Annotated in this window: 4 protein-coding genes and 2 pseudogenes; 5 read left to right on the top strand and 1 reads right to left on the bottom strand. The window is 71.2% G+C overall.

Annotation, left to right across the window (positions count from 1 at the left end):
- Positions 1–7 precede the first annotated feature (7 nt).
- The 3 genes and pseudogenes from EET10_RS27840 to EET10_RS27850 form a co-directional block, all read left to right on the top strand.
- Complete coding sequence (locus tag EET10_RS27840) at positions 8–3766, top strand: PE family protein (protein ID WP_122502683.1); 3759 nt, start codon at positions 8–10, stop codon at positions 3764–3766.
- Positions 3767–4145: 379 nt separating this feature from the next.
- On the top strand, positions 4146–6755 hold the full coding sequence (locus EET10_RS27845) for a PE family protein (RefSeq protein ID WP_122502684.1): 2610 nt from the start codon (positions 4146–4148) through the stop codon (positions 6753–6755).
- Positions 6756–6937: 182 nt separating this feature from the next.
- A pseudogene (locus EET10_RS27850) lies at positions 6938–7423 on the top strand (arabinosyltransferase C-terminal domain-containing protein); the annotation flags it as partial.
- An 829-nt stretch (positions 7424–8252) separates the two neighbouring features.
- Here the strand turns inward: EET10_RS27850 and EET10_RS32545 are convergent.
- Positions 8253–8446, bottom strand: a pseudogene (locus EET10_RS32545) (IS982 family transposase); the annotation flags it as partial.
- Positions 8447–9201: 755 nt separating this feature from the next.
- Here EET10_RS32545 and EET10_RS27865 point away from each other — a divergent pair.
- Both EET10_RS27865 and embB read left to right on the top strand, forming a co-directional pair.
- A complete protein-coding gene (locus EET10_RS27865) occupies positions 9202–12465 on the top strand; it encodes an arabinosyltransferase domain-containing protein (protein WP_036404470.1) in 3264 nt (1087 codons plus the stop codon).
- The gene (embB, locus tag EET10_RS27870) at positions 12462–15743 is read left to right on the top strand and encodes an arabinosyltransferase EmbB (RefSeq protein WP_122502685.1); all 3282 of its coding nucleotides are present in this window, start codon (positions 12462–12464) and stop codon (positions 15741–15743) included. The genes EET10_RS27865 and embB overlap by 4 nt, the downstream gene beginning before the upstream one ends.
- The last annotated feature ends 34 nt before the right edge of the window (positions 15744–15777 follow it).

Here is a 15777-nt window from a genome sequence, read left to right on the forward strand (position 1 = left end):
GGCGTCAATGGGATTCGTCTCGGCTTCGCTGGACGTGATCGCGGCTGCGCAAGAGCGCCTGACCGGTATCGGCGCGGTACTCATCGAGGCCAACGCCGCGGCGGCGGCCTCGACGACCAACATTGCCGCGGCGGCTGCCGACGAGGTGTCGACGAGCATTGCGGCGTTGTTCGGCCGGCACGGTCAGGTGTATCAGGAGTCGAGCGTTCAGGCTGCGGCGTTTCACCGAGATTTCACTGACGCGTTGGGCGGCAGCGCACGCTCCTATGCAGCCGCCGAGTCGGTCAACGCGCAACTGAACCTATGGAACAAGGTCAATGCGCCCGCGCAGGCGTTGTTGGGGCGTCCGCTGATCGGCAACGGTGCCGATGCGACCGCGCCGGGCGCTGCCGGCGGCGATGGCGGGTTACTGTTCGGTGATGGCGGCGCCGGCGCGGCCGGGGCCCCCGGCCAGGTCGGTGGGGCGGGCGGCTCTGCGGGGCTGTGGGGCCGTGGCGGTCCGGGCGGGGCCGGTGGGTCGGGCGGCGGCGCCGGCGGCCTGGGGGGCAACGGCGGCCGGCTGTTCGGTGTGGGTGGGACGGGCGGCGCTGGCGGAGCCGGCGGCGGCGCCGGCGGCCAGGGAGGCAACGGGGGATGGATTCTGGGTGGTGGTGGCAATGGCGGCGTCGGGGGTGTCGGCGGCGGGATAGGCGGGGCTGGTGGACGCGCTGAATTGCTCTGGGGTGCCGGAGGGGCCGGCGGGGCCGGGGGCCCCGGCGCCGATGGAGCCGACGGCGCGGGAGCTGGCGGCCCGGGTGGACAAGGTGGAGTGGGTGGAGCCGGCGGCCTGTTGGCGCCCGGCGGTCCCGGCGGCGCGGGCGGGGCGGGCGGTCCCGGCGGTGTCGGCGGCACGGGTGTGGTGGGCGGTGAGGGCGGCCTCGGTGGCCCCGGTGGTGACGGCGGTGCCGGTGGCCGCGGTGCGCTGATATTGGGTCCGGGTGGTCATGGCGGAGTCGGCGGAGCCGGTGGTACCGGCGGCATTGGCGGTGTCGGCGCCGACGGGGTGGCGGCTGGTCTGGGCGGCGTGGGAGCCAATGGGGGCACCGGTGGCACCGGTGGCACCGCCGGTCACGGTGGAGCCGGTGGTGCGGCCGGCGGATCGTTTGGCGCCAGCGGCGCCGCGGGCAGTACAGGTATTGGCGGTACCGGCGGTGTCGGCGGTGCAGGTGGCGCCGGCGCCGCGGGACTCGATGCGGCCGGGGGATCTGGTGGCGTGGGCGGTGCCGGTTTCGCCGGCGGGGACGGTGGCACCGGCGGTCAGGGCGGCAATGCCGTGAATGGTGGCGGCAACGGCAACGGCGGCGTTGGTGGCGCCGGCGGTGTCGGCGGTGCCGGCGGAGCTGGCGGGTCAGCGACACTGACCGGCAGCGTTGGTGGCAGCGGCGGTGCCGGCGGCAAAGGTGGCAACGCGGGCACCGGCGGTGCCGCAGGTGCTGGCGGGTCGGGCGGAGTCGTGGGAGCAGCGGGCACGGGAGGTACCGGCGGCAACGGTGGTACCGGTGGAGCCGGTAGCGACGGCAGCGCCGCCGCAGCTAATTCCGGCGCGACCGGTAGGGCGGGGTTCGCTGGTGGTGACGGCGGTGCCGGCGGAACCGGCGGCGATTCTGGTGTGGGCGGCATCAACGGGTCCGGCGGCGCTGGTGGTGCCGGGGGTGACGGGGGCGGCGGCGGGGCCGGTGGATCGGGCGCCGACAGCATCACTGGACAGGGGCAAGCCGGCGGACGCGGCGGCGCGGGCGGGAACGCCGGATCCGGCGGCGCTGGCGGAGGCAGCGGTACCGGTGGCACTGGCGGCGGTGTGGGCGCGGTCGGCAATGCCGGCACCGGCGGGACCGGCGGTCGGGGCGGCGACGGAGGCGTTGGCGCGGCCGGTGCCAATGCTGCGGCTGGCTCGGGTGCCGCGGGTGGGCCCGGGTTCGATGGCGGCGCAGGCGGCGACGGTGGGGGCGGCGGGAACTCCGGTTCTGGCGGGACGAACGGGACCGGCGGCACCGGCGGCGCCGGCGGTCGCGGGGGTATCGGCGGTATCGGCGGGTCTGGCGCGCCGGCCGGTAGCGCAGGTGCGGCCGGGGGCACCGGCGGCGCTGGCGGGATGGCTGGCACCGGCGGTGACGCCGGCACCGGGGGCGCTGGCGGCATGGGCGGCGACGGTGGACGCGGCGGTGTCGGAGGCGACGGCGGCACGGGCGGCAATGGTGCCATCGGCCCCACCGTCGGTTCCCGGGGCGGCGACGGCGGCGACGGCGGAGTCGGCGGTAAGGCCGGTGCCGGGGGCGTCGCAGCGGGCGGCACCGCGGGCCGCACCGGCATCGGCGGCGACGGCGGCACGGGCGGCTCAGGCGGCGCCGGCGGCGCGGGTCCCGCCGGCGCAAACAGCTCCGGCGGTGCCACCGGTGGCACCGGTGGCACCGGTGGCACCGGTGGCAACGGCGGCAACGGCGGGGCCGGGGGCGACGGCGTCAACGGGACCGGCGGCGGCAATGGTGGCAACGGCGGTATGGCCGGCAGTGGCGGTACCGGCGGCATCGGCGGCGTCAGTACCGGCGCATCCGCTGGGGCTGCCGGTGGTGACGGCGGTCGGGGCGGAGTCGGCGGAAACGGCGGCAACGGTGGTTTAGGGGGTGACGGCGGAGCCGGCGGCGGCATCGGGGGCGCCATGGGCGGGGCCGGCGACGGTGGCACCGGAGGCACCGGTGGCCAGGGCGGCACCGGCGGAAACGGCGTCAACCCCAAACCGATTCCCAATGGGGGGCAGGCCGCCTCCGGCGCCGACGGCGGCGACGGCATTCCCAACGGCGAGAGTGGTGATCCCGGGCAGAACGGCACAACCCCCGGGGAGCGCGGCGGTAATGGCGGCGCCGGCGGCGACGGAGTGAGCGAAGGTGTGAAACCCACGGGCGGTGCCGGTGGCAAGGGCGGCGACGGCGCCACGGGGGCGAACGGTGGCAACGGCGGCACCGGCGGCGACGGTGTGCGACCGCGTCGGGACTCTCGGCCCGCCTCGGGCGGTGACGGCGGCGCCGGCGGCAACGGTGGCGATGGTGGCGATGGCGGCAGCGGCGGCAACGGTGGCAACGTCCAACCCTACGCAGTCGACTTCAGTTTTGACAGCAGCGCGGGCGACGGCGGCAACGGCGGCAACGGTGGAATCGGCGGCGACGGCGGCGACGGCGGCAACGGTGGCTACAGCATTGGCTTCGTGCTTGCCGGCAACGGGGGGAGTGGCGGCGACGGTGGCGACGCCGCCGGTCTCATCAGCGCGGGCGGTGCCGGCGGCAATGGCGGCATGGGCGGTGTCGGCGGCAACGCCGGTACCGTCGGCGATCTGCGCGGTGTCGCCGGTGGCGCCGGCGGTATGGGCGGCGCGGGCGGCAAGGGGGGTGTCGGTGCCGACGGCGGCAACGGTGGCCTCGGCGGCAGGGGCGGGGCCAACTGGAGTGGCGACCTTGAGGGCGGCAGCGGCGGCAACGGCGGCGACGGAGGTGCTGGCGCCAACGGCGGCAGGGGCGGCGACGGCGGCGACGGGGGGGCCGGAGGTGTCGGCCCGACCGGCACCGGTGTCGGCGGAGCGGGCGGCGCCGCCGGCGTCGGCGGTGGCGGCGGGACCGGCGGTCTCGGTGGCGCCGCCGGTGCCGCCGGAGGTCTCGGCGGAAATGCGGGCCTTACCGGACTCAACGGTGACGCCGGTCTGGTGGGCCCCGATGGCGTAGCGGGCAGGCACGGCTAACTGCTCTTGGGCACGGGCAACTTCGGCTTCGTCACAACGCCAGCGGCGGCAACCAGGACCACACGACGCGCACGTTCACGACGATGACAGTCGATGTGTTGGCGCTGCCTGACCGGTTGGTCGCGAGGGGGGCATCCAGTTCAACACGGCAGCGGCAATCTCTGGCTGTCCGACTCCGGTCTCGGAATTGTCGGCGCCCGCCATCATTTGCAGCGGATCCAGCAAGAGACCCGACCTCTGCGTGGTCCTCCTCCAGTTGGGGGAGCACATTTCATCCCTCGATTCGGCTAGTTGGCCGAGGGACCCGCGGCGCGAAATGCCCGAAGGTGGTAGCTGCAGCGACGGCTCGTGACCAAACTTGCGCTAAGGGGATCATGCGATGTCATTCATGTTGGCCAGCCCTGAAGCACTGGCGGCCGCAGCAGCGGACCTGGTAGGAGTCGGATCGTCGCTGGGATCGGCGAACGCCACAGTAGCGGCCTCGACGACGGCAGTGTTGGCCGCAGGGGCCGACGAAGTCTCGGCGGCGTTGGCGTCGCTGTTTTCCCAGTATGGCCAGACCTATCAAAGCGTCAGCGCTGCGGCTCTGGTTTACCACGACCGGTTCGTGCGGCTGTTGAATTCCAGTGCAGACGTCTATGCCGTCGCCGAGGCCGCCACTGCCTCGCCGCTTCAGCAGGTGATCAACGCGGTCAACGCGCCGGTTCAAACATTGACCGGGCGGCCGCTTATCGGTGACGGCGCCAATGGCGCCCCGGGCACCGGGCAGAACGGTTTGCCCGGCGGCTGGTTGATCGGCAATGGCGGGGCGGGCGGATCCGGCGCGCTGAACAGCGGTCAGAACGGCGGGGCCGGCGGGGCCGCAGGGCTGTTCGGCACCGGCGGGGCCGGCGGGGCCGGCGGGAACAATCCGACCGGCACGGGCGGGGCCGGCGGCGCCGGCGGCGGCGGCGGCTGGCTGGCCGGCAACGCCGGCGCCGGCGGAAACGGGGGGCAGTCCTCGTTCGTGAACGGCAACGGCGGGGCGGGCGGCGCCGGCGGAACCGGCGGCTTGTTCGGCGCCGGCGGGGCCGGCGGAACCGGCGGGTACGGGCGCATGGACGGGGGCACGGGCGGCGCCGGCGGAACCGGCGGGCTGCTCGCCGGCCTGGTCGGAGCCGGCGGCGGAAACGGCGGAACCGGCGGCTTCGGCGGTGACACCGGCGGTACCGGCGGAGCCGGTGGAACCGGCGGCATGCTCACTGGATCGGGTGGTTCCGGCGGAGCGGGCGGATTCGGCGGCAATGCCGGCGGCGTCGGCGGGGCCGGAGGCGATGGCGGCCTGTTGTTCGGTCAGGGCGGAGCGGGCGGGACCGGCGGCGCCAGCGATCAAGGCCTTGGGGGTTCCGGGGGAACCGGCGGGAATGCGGGCCAGCTGTTCTCCAACGCCGGAGCCGGCGGAAACGGCGGAAGCAGCTTGGGTGGCAGCGGGGGCACCGGTGGTAGCGGCGGTAACGCCGGCCTGATCGGCTCCGGCGGTATCGGCGGAGCCGGCGGAGTCAACGCCTTCCTCGGCGCCGGCGGCGCCGGCGGCGACGGCGGCCGGGGCGGACTGCTGTTGGGCAACGGCGGGGCGGGCGGCGCCGGCGCGGAAAGCGGCACCGCCGGCTTCGGAGGCGGACCCGCCGGGGCCGGCGGCAACGGCGGTAACGGGATCCTGATTGGCAACGGCGGCAACGCCGGCGCCGGGGGCAACGGCCCGGCACCGGGTAGCACCGGAGCAGGTGGTATCGGCGGACTGCTGCTCGGACTGGACGGATTCAACGCGCCGGCAAGCCCCAGCACCCCGCTGGGGACCCTGCACACCGTGCAGCAACAGGTGCTCAACGCGATCAACGCACCCGCTCAGGCGCTGACCGGGCGCCCGCTAATCGGCAACGGGGCGCCCGGCGCGGCGGGCAGCGGCGCCGACGGGGCACCCGGTGGCTGGCTGCTCGGCGACGGCGGATCCGGCGGATCGGGCCAGGCAGGTAGCGGGCAGGCCGGCGGTACCGGCGGTGCCGCCGGCCTGTTCGGCAGCGGCGGAACCGGCGGTGCCGGAGCGAGCAAGCCGAACGCCTTCGGCGCAGTGGGTGGCGCGGGCGGGACCGGGGGTGCCGGCGGGTGGCTGTTCGGCGATGGCGGAGTCGGCGGGGTCGGCGGAGCGGCCAGCGGTTTGGCCGGCGGCGCCGGCGGAGCGGGCGGCGCCGGCGGATTGTTCGGCGCCGGTGGCGCCGGTGGAGTCGGCGGTATCACGTCGTCCGGCAACGCCGGACGCGGCGGGACGGGCGGCACCGGCGGTTTGCTTGGCGGGTTGCTTGGCGCCGGCGGCGGCAACGGCGGCGACGGCGGTTGGGGCATCAGCGATGGCGGCGCGGGCGGGACGGGTGGCAGCGCCGGGCTGCTCGGCGGCCCAGGCGGGGACGGCGGGGCCGGCGGGATGGGATTCACCGGCAATGGCGGGGCCGGCGGGGCTGGCGGCAACGCAGGTCAGTTGTTCGGCACCGGCGGGACCGGCGGGGCCGGCGGATTCACCGACGCCAACCCCTTCGGTGCCGGCGGCAACGGCGGCGCCGGCGGCAACGCCGGCCTGCTGTTCGGCAGTGGAGGGGCCGGCGGGTCCGGCGGGGCCGCCCTCAACAACAGTGACGGCGGAGACGGCGGGAGCGGCGGCAACGCGGGTCTGTTCGGCGCCGGCGGTGCCGGCGGTCTGGGCGGTGCCGGCGGGCCGGCCGGCAACGGCGGCGCCGGTGGCACGGCCGGGCGGCTGTGGGGCGTCGGCGGTGCCGGAGGCGCCGGCGGCGGCGGTGGCAACGGCGGCAACGGAGGGGCCGGCGGCAACGCCGTGCTGATCGGCAACGGCGGCGGTGGTGGCAACGGTGGCGTCGGCACCGTGGTCAGCGGCAGCGGCGGCGCCGGTGGCGGCCCCGGGTCGCTGCTGGGCCGAAGCGGCATCAACGGGTTGCCGTAGCGACCGGTCATCCAGCCGCCGGTTGCCCTGCTGGCCGCGCGCCCGAGCCGCCGCCGAGTGGACCGCGGGGCGCCGCGAGGCTCACACCCGGCCGGTCCGGTGTGCGGTGGCGCCAGGCCGGTTCGACCAGCAGCGGCGCGCGTGTGTTCATTGCCGGTCTTGGTGATCGGCCCTTGACTGCGCGTGCCACGCTGCTCGTGGTGTCAGCGGCGGGCCGGTTCGATCCGCAGAGAGTCCGGGTGCAATGGGCCACCGATGAGCAGGCAGCCGCCGGAAAGCACAGCGGCTCTACAGGATTCGCCGACGTGGGCGCGGCGCCGGCTTGGCGTAACCTGCGGGCACCGCTGTCGGCCATCCCCGACACGGCCACCCAGATTCGCCTGGTGGCGGACGGCGACGACCTGGCTCCGCAGCACTGGATCGCCTTGACCCCGCCGCGGATTCCACGGCTGCGCACACTGCAGGACGTGGTGGGCTCCAAGGATCCGGTGTTCCTGGACTGGCTGGTCGGGCTGGCATTCCCATGCCAGCGACCGTTCGGCCATCAAAACGGCGTTATCGAGACGCCGAAATGGCGGATCCTGCCGGACCGGTTCGGCGCCGAGGCCAACTCCCCGGTGATGGACAAGAACGGCGGCGGCCCGCTGGGCATCACCGATCAGTTGCTACTACAAGTCCAGCCGGATCAAGCAGTATTTCATGGAGCAGCGGGCGTTGCGCACCGAGACGGTCATCTGCGACACCCGCGACTTCGGAATCGGCCGGCGAGTCACCGCCGAAAACCGAAAAGCCCTTTGGGCGGGGGCGATGAGGCCAACCAGCGTCTATGCGACGCGCAAGCAGCCGATGCCCGGCCCGCTCCAGATGTGGCCATCTTCATCGAGGTGACCCGACCGTCCGATAGTGACGGCCAGCACGCACCCGCGCTGCGTTTCGGCGAGCCACCGGTGATGGCCGTCGTCGTCGGATTCACCCACCTGCTCGCCGGGTTCGACAACCCAGCCCTGGTCCGGGTCGTCAGCGCCTTGCTGGGCTGTCCCTACACCAGCCGGCAGGCGACTTACGACCTGCGCCGCCTCAAACGCAAAGGGCTCATCGTCAGGCTGCCCGGTCATCACCGCTACCAACTCACTGCCCTGGGCCGACGTGTCGCGGTGCTGTTCACCAAGGTCTACGGGCGTGTCCTCGCACCTGGATTGGCCGAGTTAGACCCAAGGCTCCCAACAGATCTCGCCACTCGCAGCGCTCTGGCGCAAGCCTGGCGACAACTGGACCGCAGCCTGAATCAATTCACGAACGCAGCGTTCACCGCAGCCTGAACCACCAAGTTGGTCTGATCGTAAACTTCACCCTCTGCAAGCGAAACTGGATGAGTAGTTCCAAGGGTCAGTGGTCGTAGGCGGTCAGTGGTCGCAGGATGGGCGATTGGTGCGGTCGTTGTGCCAGATCGCTACGGTGAGCGCGAGGAGGCGTTGCAGAACCCTTGCGGTGACGCCGGTAGCGCAGCCACCGGGCTTCAGAGGTAAACCCGAGCAGCGCTTGGACGACGACGAGAGTGACCAGTTCAGCATCGCCGAGACGAGGCGCGAACCCGACCTTCGGGCGCCACGGCCGATACTGCGGATTGTCGATCAGGAAATCATCGGTAGTCACGTACAGTGCGTAACGAGGGTGTCCAGGTCAGCGTCCATGAGGGCCTCCAGGCTCGAGTTGGGAATCCAACGCCGATCCTGGACACCCTCATCTACAACTCACAGCCGCCACATCAGTAACACCCCTTGAAATTACTCATCCGGTGTTGGAGACAGCGCAGACGGCTCAAGCGCGCGCTACATCTGTACACTGAACGAACGCGTATGGGCAGGTGGGGGGCGTGTTCTCAACCCAGCGTCAACGCCCGAATTGAACGACATTCCGACAAATATTGAGCGTGTCGTCGTCGCTGCCGACGACGCAACCAAGCCATTAGAGCAGCGGGTACTCGGCTCTCCGGTCACGGTGGACGTCGGTGGCACTACGTACAAGCTTGGGGTAATCACCGGAACCGATGAGACGAAGCATTGGATCGTGGTCGACCTCATCGATCCGCTGTTAAGCAGCCTGGGTGGCGCGGCTGGTCGCAACCGGTTGACCCGCGGAAGGACTTCATCGGCGGCCAGATTCCGCGCCCGTGCGTGGCGGGGTACTCGGCAACGTACCTCTGGATCGCCAAGGTCACGCAAGACGGCGCAGGCCGGGTCCAGCCGCACGAGAAACGAGGCTAGCCGCAAAGCCCACGCGGATCACGCCGAGACCGCACGCAGATCACGGCTTAGCGCCGACTTCACGCGGTGGCCGCGCCGGCCGCACACTCGGCCGAAACAGGCCACCCGAACCCCGTCCTCCACGCTGCTTCCCGGCCCCGCATTCAAAAGCCACTCAGCCTCGTCGCCTACGATCGACCCTCGTGCCCCTCGACGGTAATGAGCGATCTCACCGGATCGCCCGCCTAGTAGCCGTCGTCTCGGGAATAGCCGGACTGCTGTTGTGCGCCCTGGTTCCGCTGCTTCCGGTGCAGCAGACGACGGCGACGATCCTGTGGCCCCAGGGCACCACCGCAGCGGGCAACGTCACTCAAATCACCGCCCCACTCCTATCCGGGGCACCACGCGCCCTCGACATCTCCATCCCGTGCTCGGCGATGGCCACCCTGCCCCCCAATGGCGGTCTGGTGCTGTCCACACTCCCGACCGACGGGTTCAACACCGGCAAGTATGGCCTGTTCGTGCGAGCAAACAAGGACACCGTGGTCGTCGCCTTCCGCGACACGGTGGCAGCGGTGGCATCGCGCTCGGCAATCGCCGAGGGGCGCTGCAGCGTGCTTCACCTGTGGGCCGACGGCGGCGGTGCGCACGCCGACTTCGTCGGCATTCCCGGCGCCGCGGGAACCCTGCCGGCCGAAAAGAAGCCACAGGTCGGCGGCATCTTCACCGACTTGGAGGTGCCCGCCCAGCCCGGCCTGTCGGCACGCGTCGACGTCGACACCCGATTCATCACCAACCCCACCGCCATCAAGACGATCGCGATGACCCTGGGCGCACTGGCGGTCCTGGCCGGCATTGCCGCTTTAGCGGTCCTGGATCGCCAGAGCCGGGGCGGTTTACGGACGCCTCGACGCCTCCCTGGCCTGGCAATCTGGCTTGCCGACGCCGGGGTGATCGCCACACTGCTGCTCTGGCACATCATCGGCGCCACCTCGTCGGACGACGGCTACAACCTGACCATCGCCCGCATCGCGCCCAAGGCCGGCTATGTCGCCAACTACTACCGCTACTTCGGCACGACGGAGGCGCCGTTCGACTGGTATCTCGGCGTGCTGGCCCACCTGGCATCGGTGAGTACCGCCGGCGTGTGGATGCGGCTGCCGGCCACGCTGGCCGGGATCGCCTGCTGGCTGATCATCAGCCACTTCATGTTGCGGCGGCTGGGACCGGGCAAAGGCGGCCTGGCGTCCAACCGAGCCGCGGTGTTGACGGCCGGCGCGGTGTTCGTGGCCGCCTGGTTGCCGTTCAACAACGGACTGCGCCCCGAGCCCCTGATCGCGCTGGGTGTGCTGGTCACCTGGATGCTGGTGGAACGCTCGATCGCGCAGCGGCGACTGGCCCCGGCCGCGCTGGCCGTCATCGTCGCGATGCTGACAGCCACGCTGGCGCCGCAGGGCCTGATAGCGCTGGCGCCCCTCCTCACCGGCGCTCGGGCCATCGCGCAAACCATCCGGCGACGCCGCGCAGCCGACGGGCTACTGGCACCGCTGGCCGTGCTCGCCGCGTCGCTGGCGTTGATCACCGTGGTGGTGTTCCGCAGCCAAACGCTGGCGACGGTCGCCGAGTCGGCGCGGATCAAATACAAGGTCGGGCCCACAATCGCGTGGTACCAGGACTTCCTGCGCTACTACTTCCTCACGGTCGAGTCCAATGCGGACGGGTCGATGTCGCGGCGATTCGCCGTGTTGGTGATGTTGCTGTGCCTGTTCGGAATGCTGTTCGTGCTGCTGCGCCGCGGCCGGGTGCCGGGGCTGGCCAGCGGTCCGGCCTGGCGGCTCATCGGTACGACGGCGATCGGCCTGCTGCTGTTGACGTTCACCCCCACCAAATGGGCCATCCAGTTCGGCGCTTTCGCCGGGCTGGCCGGCGCACTGGGTGGGGTCACCGCTTTCACCGTCGCCCGCATCGGCCTGCACAGCCGGCGAAACCTCACGCTCTACATCACCGCGCTGCTGTTCGTGCTGGCATGGGCAACCTCGGGCATCAACGGCTGGTTCTACGTCGGCAACTACGGAGTGCCGTGGTACGACATCCAGCCCGTCATCGCCAGCCACCCGGTGACCTCGATGTTCCTGACCCTGTCGATCCTCACCGGTCTGCTGGCCGCCTGGTACCACTTCCGGATGGACTACGCCGGGCATACCGAGGTCAAGGACAACCGGCGCAACCGGGTACTGGCCTCCACCCCGCTGCTGGTGGTCGCGACGATCATGGTCGTGGGCGAAGTCGCTTCACTGGCCAAGGGCGCGGTCTTGCGCTACCCGCTCTACACGACCGCCAAGGCCAACCTGGCGGCGCTGGAATCCGGCCTGTCCAGCTGCGCCATGGCCGACGACGTGCTGGCCGAACCCGATCCCAATATCGGTATGCTGCAACCGGTTCCGGGCCAAACCTTCGGGCCCGCCGGACCGCTCGGCGGCGTCAACCCGGTCGGTTTCAAACCCGAGGGCGTGGGCGATGACCTGAAGTCCGACCCGGTGGTCAGTAAACCCGGAGTGGTCAATTCCGACGCGTCTCCCAACAAGCCCAACGCGGCCATCACCGATTCCGCCGGCACCGCGGGCGGCAAGGGCCCCGTCGGAGTCAACGGGTCGCACGCGGCGCTGCCGTTCGGCCTTGACCCGGCCCGCACCCCGGTGATGGGCAGCTACGGCGAGAACACGCTGGCCGCCACGGCCACCTCGGCCTGGTATCAACTGCCTGCCCGCAGCGCAGACCGGCCGCTGGTCGTGATCTCGGCCGCCGGGGCCATCTGGTCCTACAAAGAGGACGGCGACTTCGTCTACGGCCAGTCGCTGAAACTGCAGTGGGGCCTCACCCGGCCCGACGGCAGCATCGCGCCACTGGGACAGGTGTTCCCGATCGACCTGGGGCCGCAACCGGCGTGGCGCAACCTGCGGTTCCCGCTGACCTGGGCGCCGCCGGAGGCCACCGTGGCGCGCATTGTCGCCTACGACCCGAACCTGAGCCCGGAGCAGTGGTTCGCCTTCACCCCGCCGCGGGTCCCGGTGCTGGAAACGCTGCAGCAGCTGATCGGATCCCAGAAACCGGTGTTGATGGACATCGCGACCGCAGCCAACTTCCCGTGCCAACGGCCGTTCTCCGAACACCTCGGCGTGGCCGAACTTCCCGAATACCGCATCATGCCCGACCACAAGCAAACCGCGGTGTCGTCGAACCTGTGGCAGTCCAGTTCCACCGGCGGCCCGTTCCTGTTCACCCAGGCGCTGCTGCGGACCTCGACGATCTCGACGTATCTGCGCGGCGACTGGTATCGGGACTGGGGTTCGGTGGAACAGTACTACCGGCTGGTGCCGGCCGACCAGGCGCCGAACGCCGTCGTGCAGCAGGGCGCTATCACCGTGCCCGGCTGGAGCCGGCGAGGACCCATTAGGGCGCTGCCATGACACAGGGCGCGAGCAGTCGCAAAAGCACCCCAAATCGGGCGATCTTGGGTGCTTTTGCGGCTGCTCGCGGCACTAACGAGCGCCGCGACGTGCGGCTGACCCGCTGGGTAGCGACGATCGCGGGCCTGATCGGGTTCGTATTGTCGGTCGCGACACCGCTGCTGCCCGTCGTGCAGACCACCGCGATGCTGAACTGGCCACACAATGGCCAACTCAATAGCGTGACGGCGCCGTTGATTTCCCTGACGCCCGTCGACCTGACCGCCACCGTGCCGTGTGAGGTGGTGCGCGGCATGCCGCCCCAAGGCGGGGTGGTGCTGGGCACCGCACCCAAGCAGGGCAAGGACGCCAACCTGCAGGCGATGTTCGTCGTCGTCAGCAGTCAGCGGGTCGACGTCACCGACCGCAACGTGGTGATCCTGTCGGTGCCGCGCGACGCGGTGGTCGGCGGCGCCAATTCGCCGGGATGTTCACGCATCGAGGTCACCTCGACGCACGCCGGAACGTTCGCCACCTTCGTCGGCCTCAAGGATCCCGGCGGGCAACCATTGCGCGGCGGCTTCCCCGATCCCAACCTGCGCCCCCAAATTGTCGGGGTATTCACCGACCTCACCGGACCCGCGCCACCCGGGCTACGGCTGTCGGCGACCATCGACACCCGGTTCTCCACCACCCCCACCACGATGAAACTGCTGGCGATCATCGGCGCGATCGCGGCCACCGTCGTCGCGCTCGTCGCGCTGTGGCGCCTAGACCAGCTGGACGGCCGGCGGATGCGCCGGTGGATTCCGGCCAACTGGCGCACCTTCACCCTGCTCGACGGCGTGGTGATCTTCGCCTTCCTGCTCTGGCACGTCATCGGCGCCAACTCCTCCGACGACGGCTACATCCTGGGCATGGCCCGCGTCGCCGACCGCGCCGGCTATATGTCCAACTACTTTCGCTGGTTCGGCAGCCCCGAGGACCCGTTCGGCTGGTACTACAACCTGCTGGCGCTGATGACCCACGTCAGCGACGCCAGCATCTGGATGCGGCTGCCAGACCTGTTCGCCGGGCTGGTGTGCTGGCTGCTGCTCTCACGTGAGGTGCTGCCCCGGCTGGGGCCCGCGGTGACCTCCAGCAAAGCCGCCAACTGGGCAGCGGCCACGGTCCTGCTGACCGCGTGGATGCCGTTCGACAACGGCCTGCGCCCCGAGGGCATCATCGCGCTGGGCTCGCTGGTCACCTACGTGCTGATCGAGCGGTCGATGCGCTATAGCCGGCTCACCCCGGCGGCGCTGGCGATCATCGCCGCCGCGTTCACGCTGGGCGTGCAGCCCACCGGGCTGATCGCGGTGGCCGCGCTGGTGGCCGGCGGCCGCCCGATCCTGCGGATCTTCGTCAAACGCCACCGCCTGGTCGGCACATGGGCGTTGCTGTCGCCGATGCTGGCCGCCGGCACCATCATCCTGACCGTGGTGTTCGCCGACCAGACGCTGTCAACGGTGTTGGAAGCCACCAGGGTTCGCGGCAAAATCGGTCCCAGCCAGGCCTGGTACACCGAAAACCTGCGCTACTACTACCTCATCCTGCCCACCGTCGACGGCTCGCTGTCGCGCCGCTTCGGCTTTTTGATCACCGCCCTGTGCCTATTCACCGCGGTGTTTATCATGTTGCGGCGCAAGCGAATTCCCGGCGTGGCGCGCGGGCCGGCGTGGCGGTTGATGGGTGTCATCTTCGCCACCATGTTCTTCCTGATGTTCACCCCCACCAAGTGGGTGCACCACTTCGGGCTGTTCGCCGCGGTAGGGGCGGCAATGGCCGCGCTGACGACGGTGTTGGTGTCACCACAAGTGCTGCGCTGGTCGCGCAACCGGATGGCGTTCCTGGCGGCGGTGCTGTTCATGCTGGCGTTGTGCTGGGCCACCACCAACGGCTGGTGGTACGTCTCCAGCTACGGCGTACCGTTCAACAGCGCCATGCCGAAGATCGGCGGAATAACCGTCAGCACAACCTTTTTCGCGCTGTTCGCCATTGCCTTGGTGTATGCGGCCTGGTTGCATTTCGCACCCCGGGGCAGCGGTGAGGGCCGCCTGGCCCGGGCACTGACTTGGCCTTCTCAAGCGCCGGTCCCCCTGGCCGCGGGTTTCATGGCGCTGGTCTTCGTCGCGTCGATGGTGGCCGGGATCGTGCGCCAGTACCCCACCTACTCCAACGGCTGGTCCAACCTGCGGGCGTTCGTCGGCGGCTGCGGCCTGGCCGACGACGTGCTCGTCGAACCAGACCCCAACAACGGCTTCATGACCGCGCTGCCCGGCGATTACGGCCCGCTGGGGCCGCTGGGCGGCACCAACCCGACGGGCTTCACCCCCAACGGCGTGCCGGAGCACACCGTGGCCGAGGCGATCGTGATGAAACCCAACCAGCCCGGCACCGACTACGACTGGGACGCGCCCACCAAGCTCAAGACCGCGGGCATCAACGGATCCACGGTCCCGCTGCCCTACCAGCTCGATCCCGCGCGCGTTCCGTTGGCCGGCACCTACACCACCGGTCCGCAGCAGCAAAGCCGGCTCGCGTCGGCCTGGTACCTACTGCCCAAGCCGGACGACGGACATCCGCTGGTGGTGGTGACCGCCGCCGGCAAGATCGCCGGGCACAGCGTCCTGCACGGCTACACCCCCGGCCAGACGGTGGTGCTGGAATACGCCCGGCCCGGGCCGGGCGCGCTGGTGCCCGCCGGACGGCTGGTGCCCGACGACCTGTACGGGGAACAGCCCAAGGCCTGGCGCAATCTGCGGTTCGCCCGCGACACGATGCCCGCCGACGCCGTCGCGGTCCGAGTGGTCGCCGAGGACCTGTCGCTCACCCCGGAGGACTGGATCGCGATAACCCCGCCGCGGGTGCCGGAGCTGCGTTCCCTGCAGGAGTACGTCGGCTCCACGCAACCGGTGCTGCTGGACTGGGCGGTCGGGCTGGCGTTCCCGTGTCAACAGCCGATGCTGCACGTCAACGGCGTCACCGAAATCCCGAAATTCCGCATCACGCCGGACTACAACGCCAAGAAACTGGACACCGACACCTGGGAAGACGGCGTCAACGGCGGCCTGCTGGGAATCACCGACCTGCTGCTGCGCGCCCATGTCATGGCGACCTATCTGTCGCGCGACTGGGCCCGCGACTGGGGATCGCTGCGCAAGTTCGACACCCTGGTCGATGCCCCGCCGGCGCAACTGGACTTGGGTACCGCGACCCGCGGCGGGTTGTGGTCGCCGGGCAAGATCCGCATCGGCCCCTGAGGCCGAGCCTGCGCCCAGCGCGGGCTCAGCCGCT

The sequence above is a fragment of the Mycobacterium pseudokansasii genome, assembly GCF_900566075.1.
Classification (GTDB): domain Bacteria; phylum Actinomycetota; class Actinomycetes; order Mycobacteriales; family Mycobacteriaceae; genus Mycobacterium; species Mycobacterium pseudokansasii.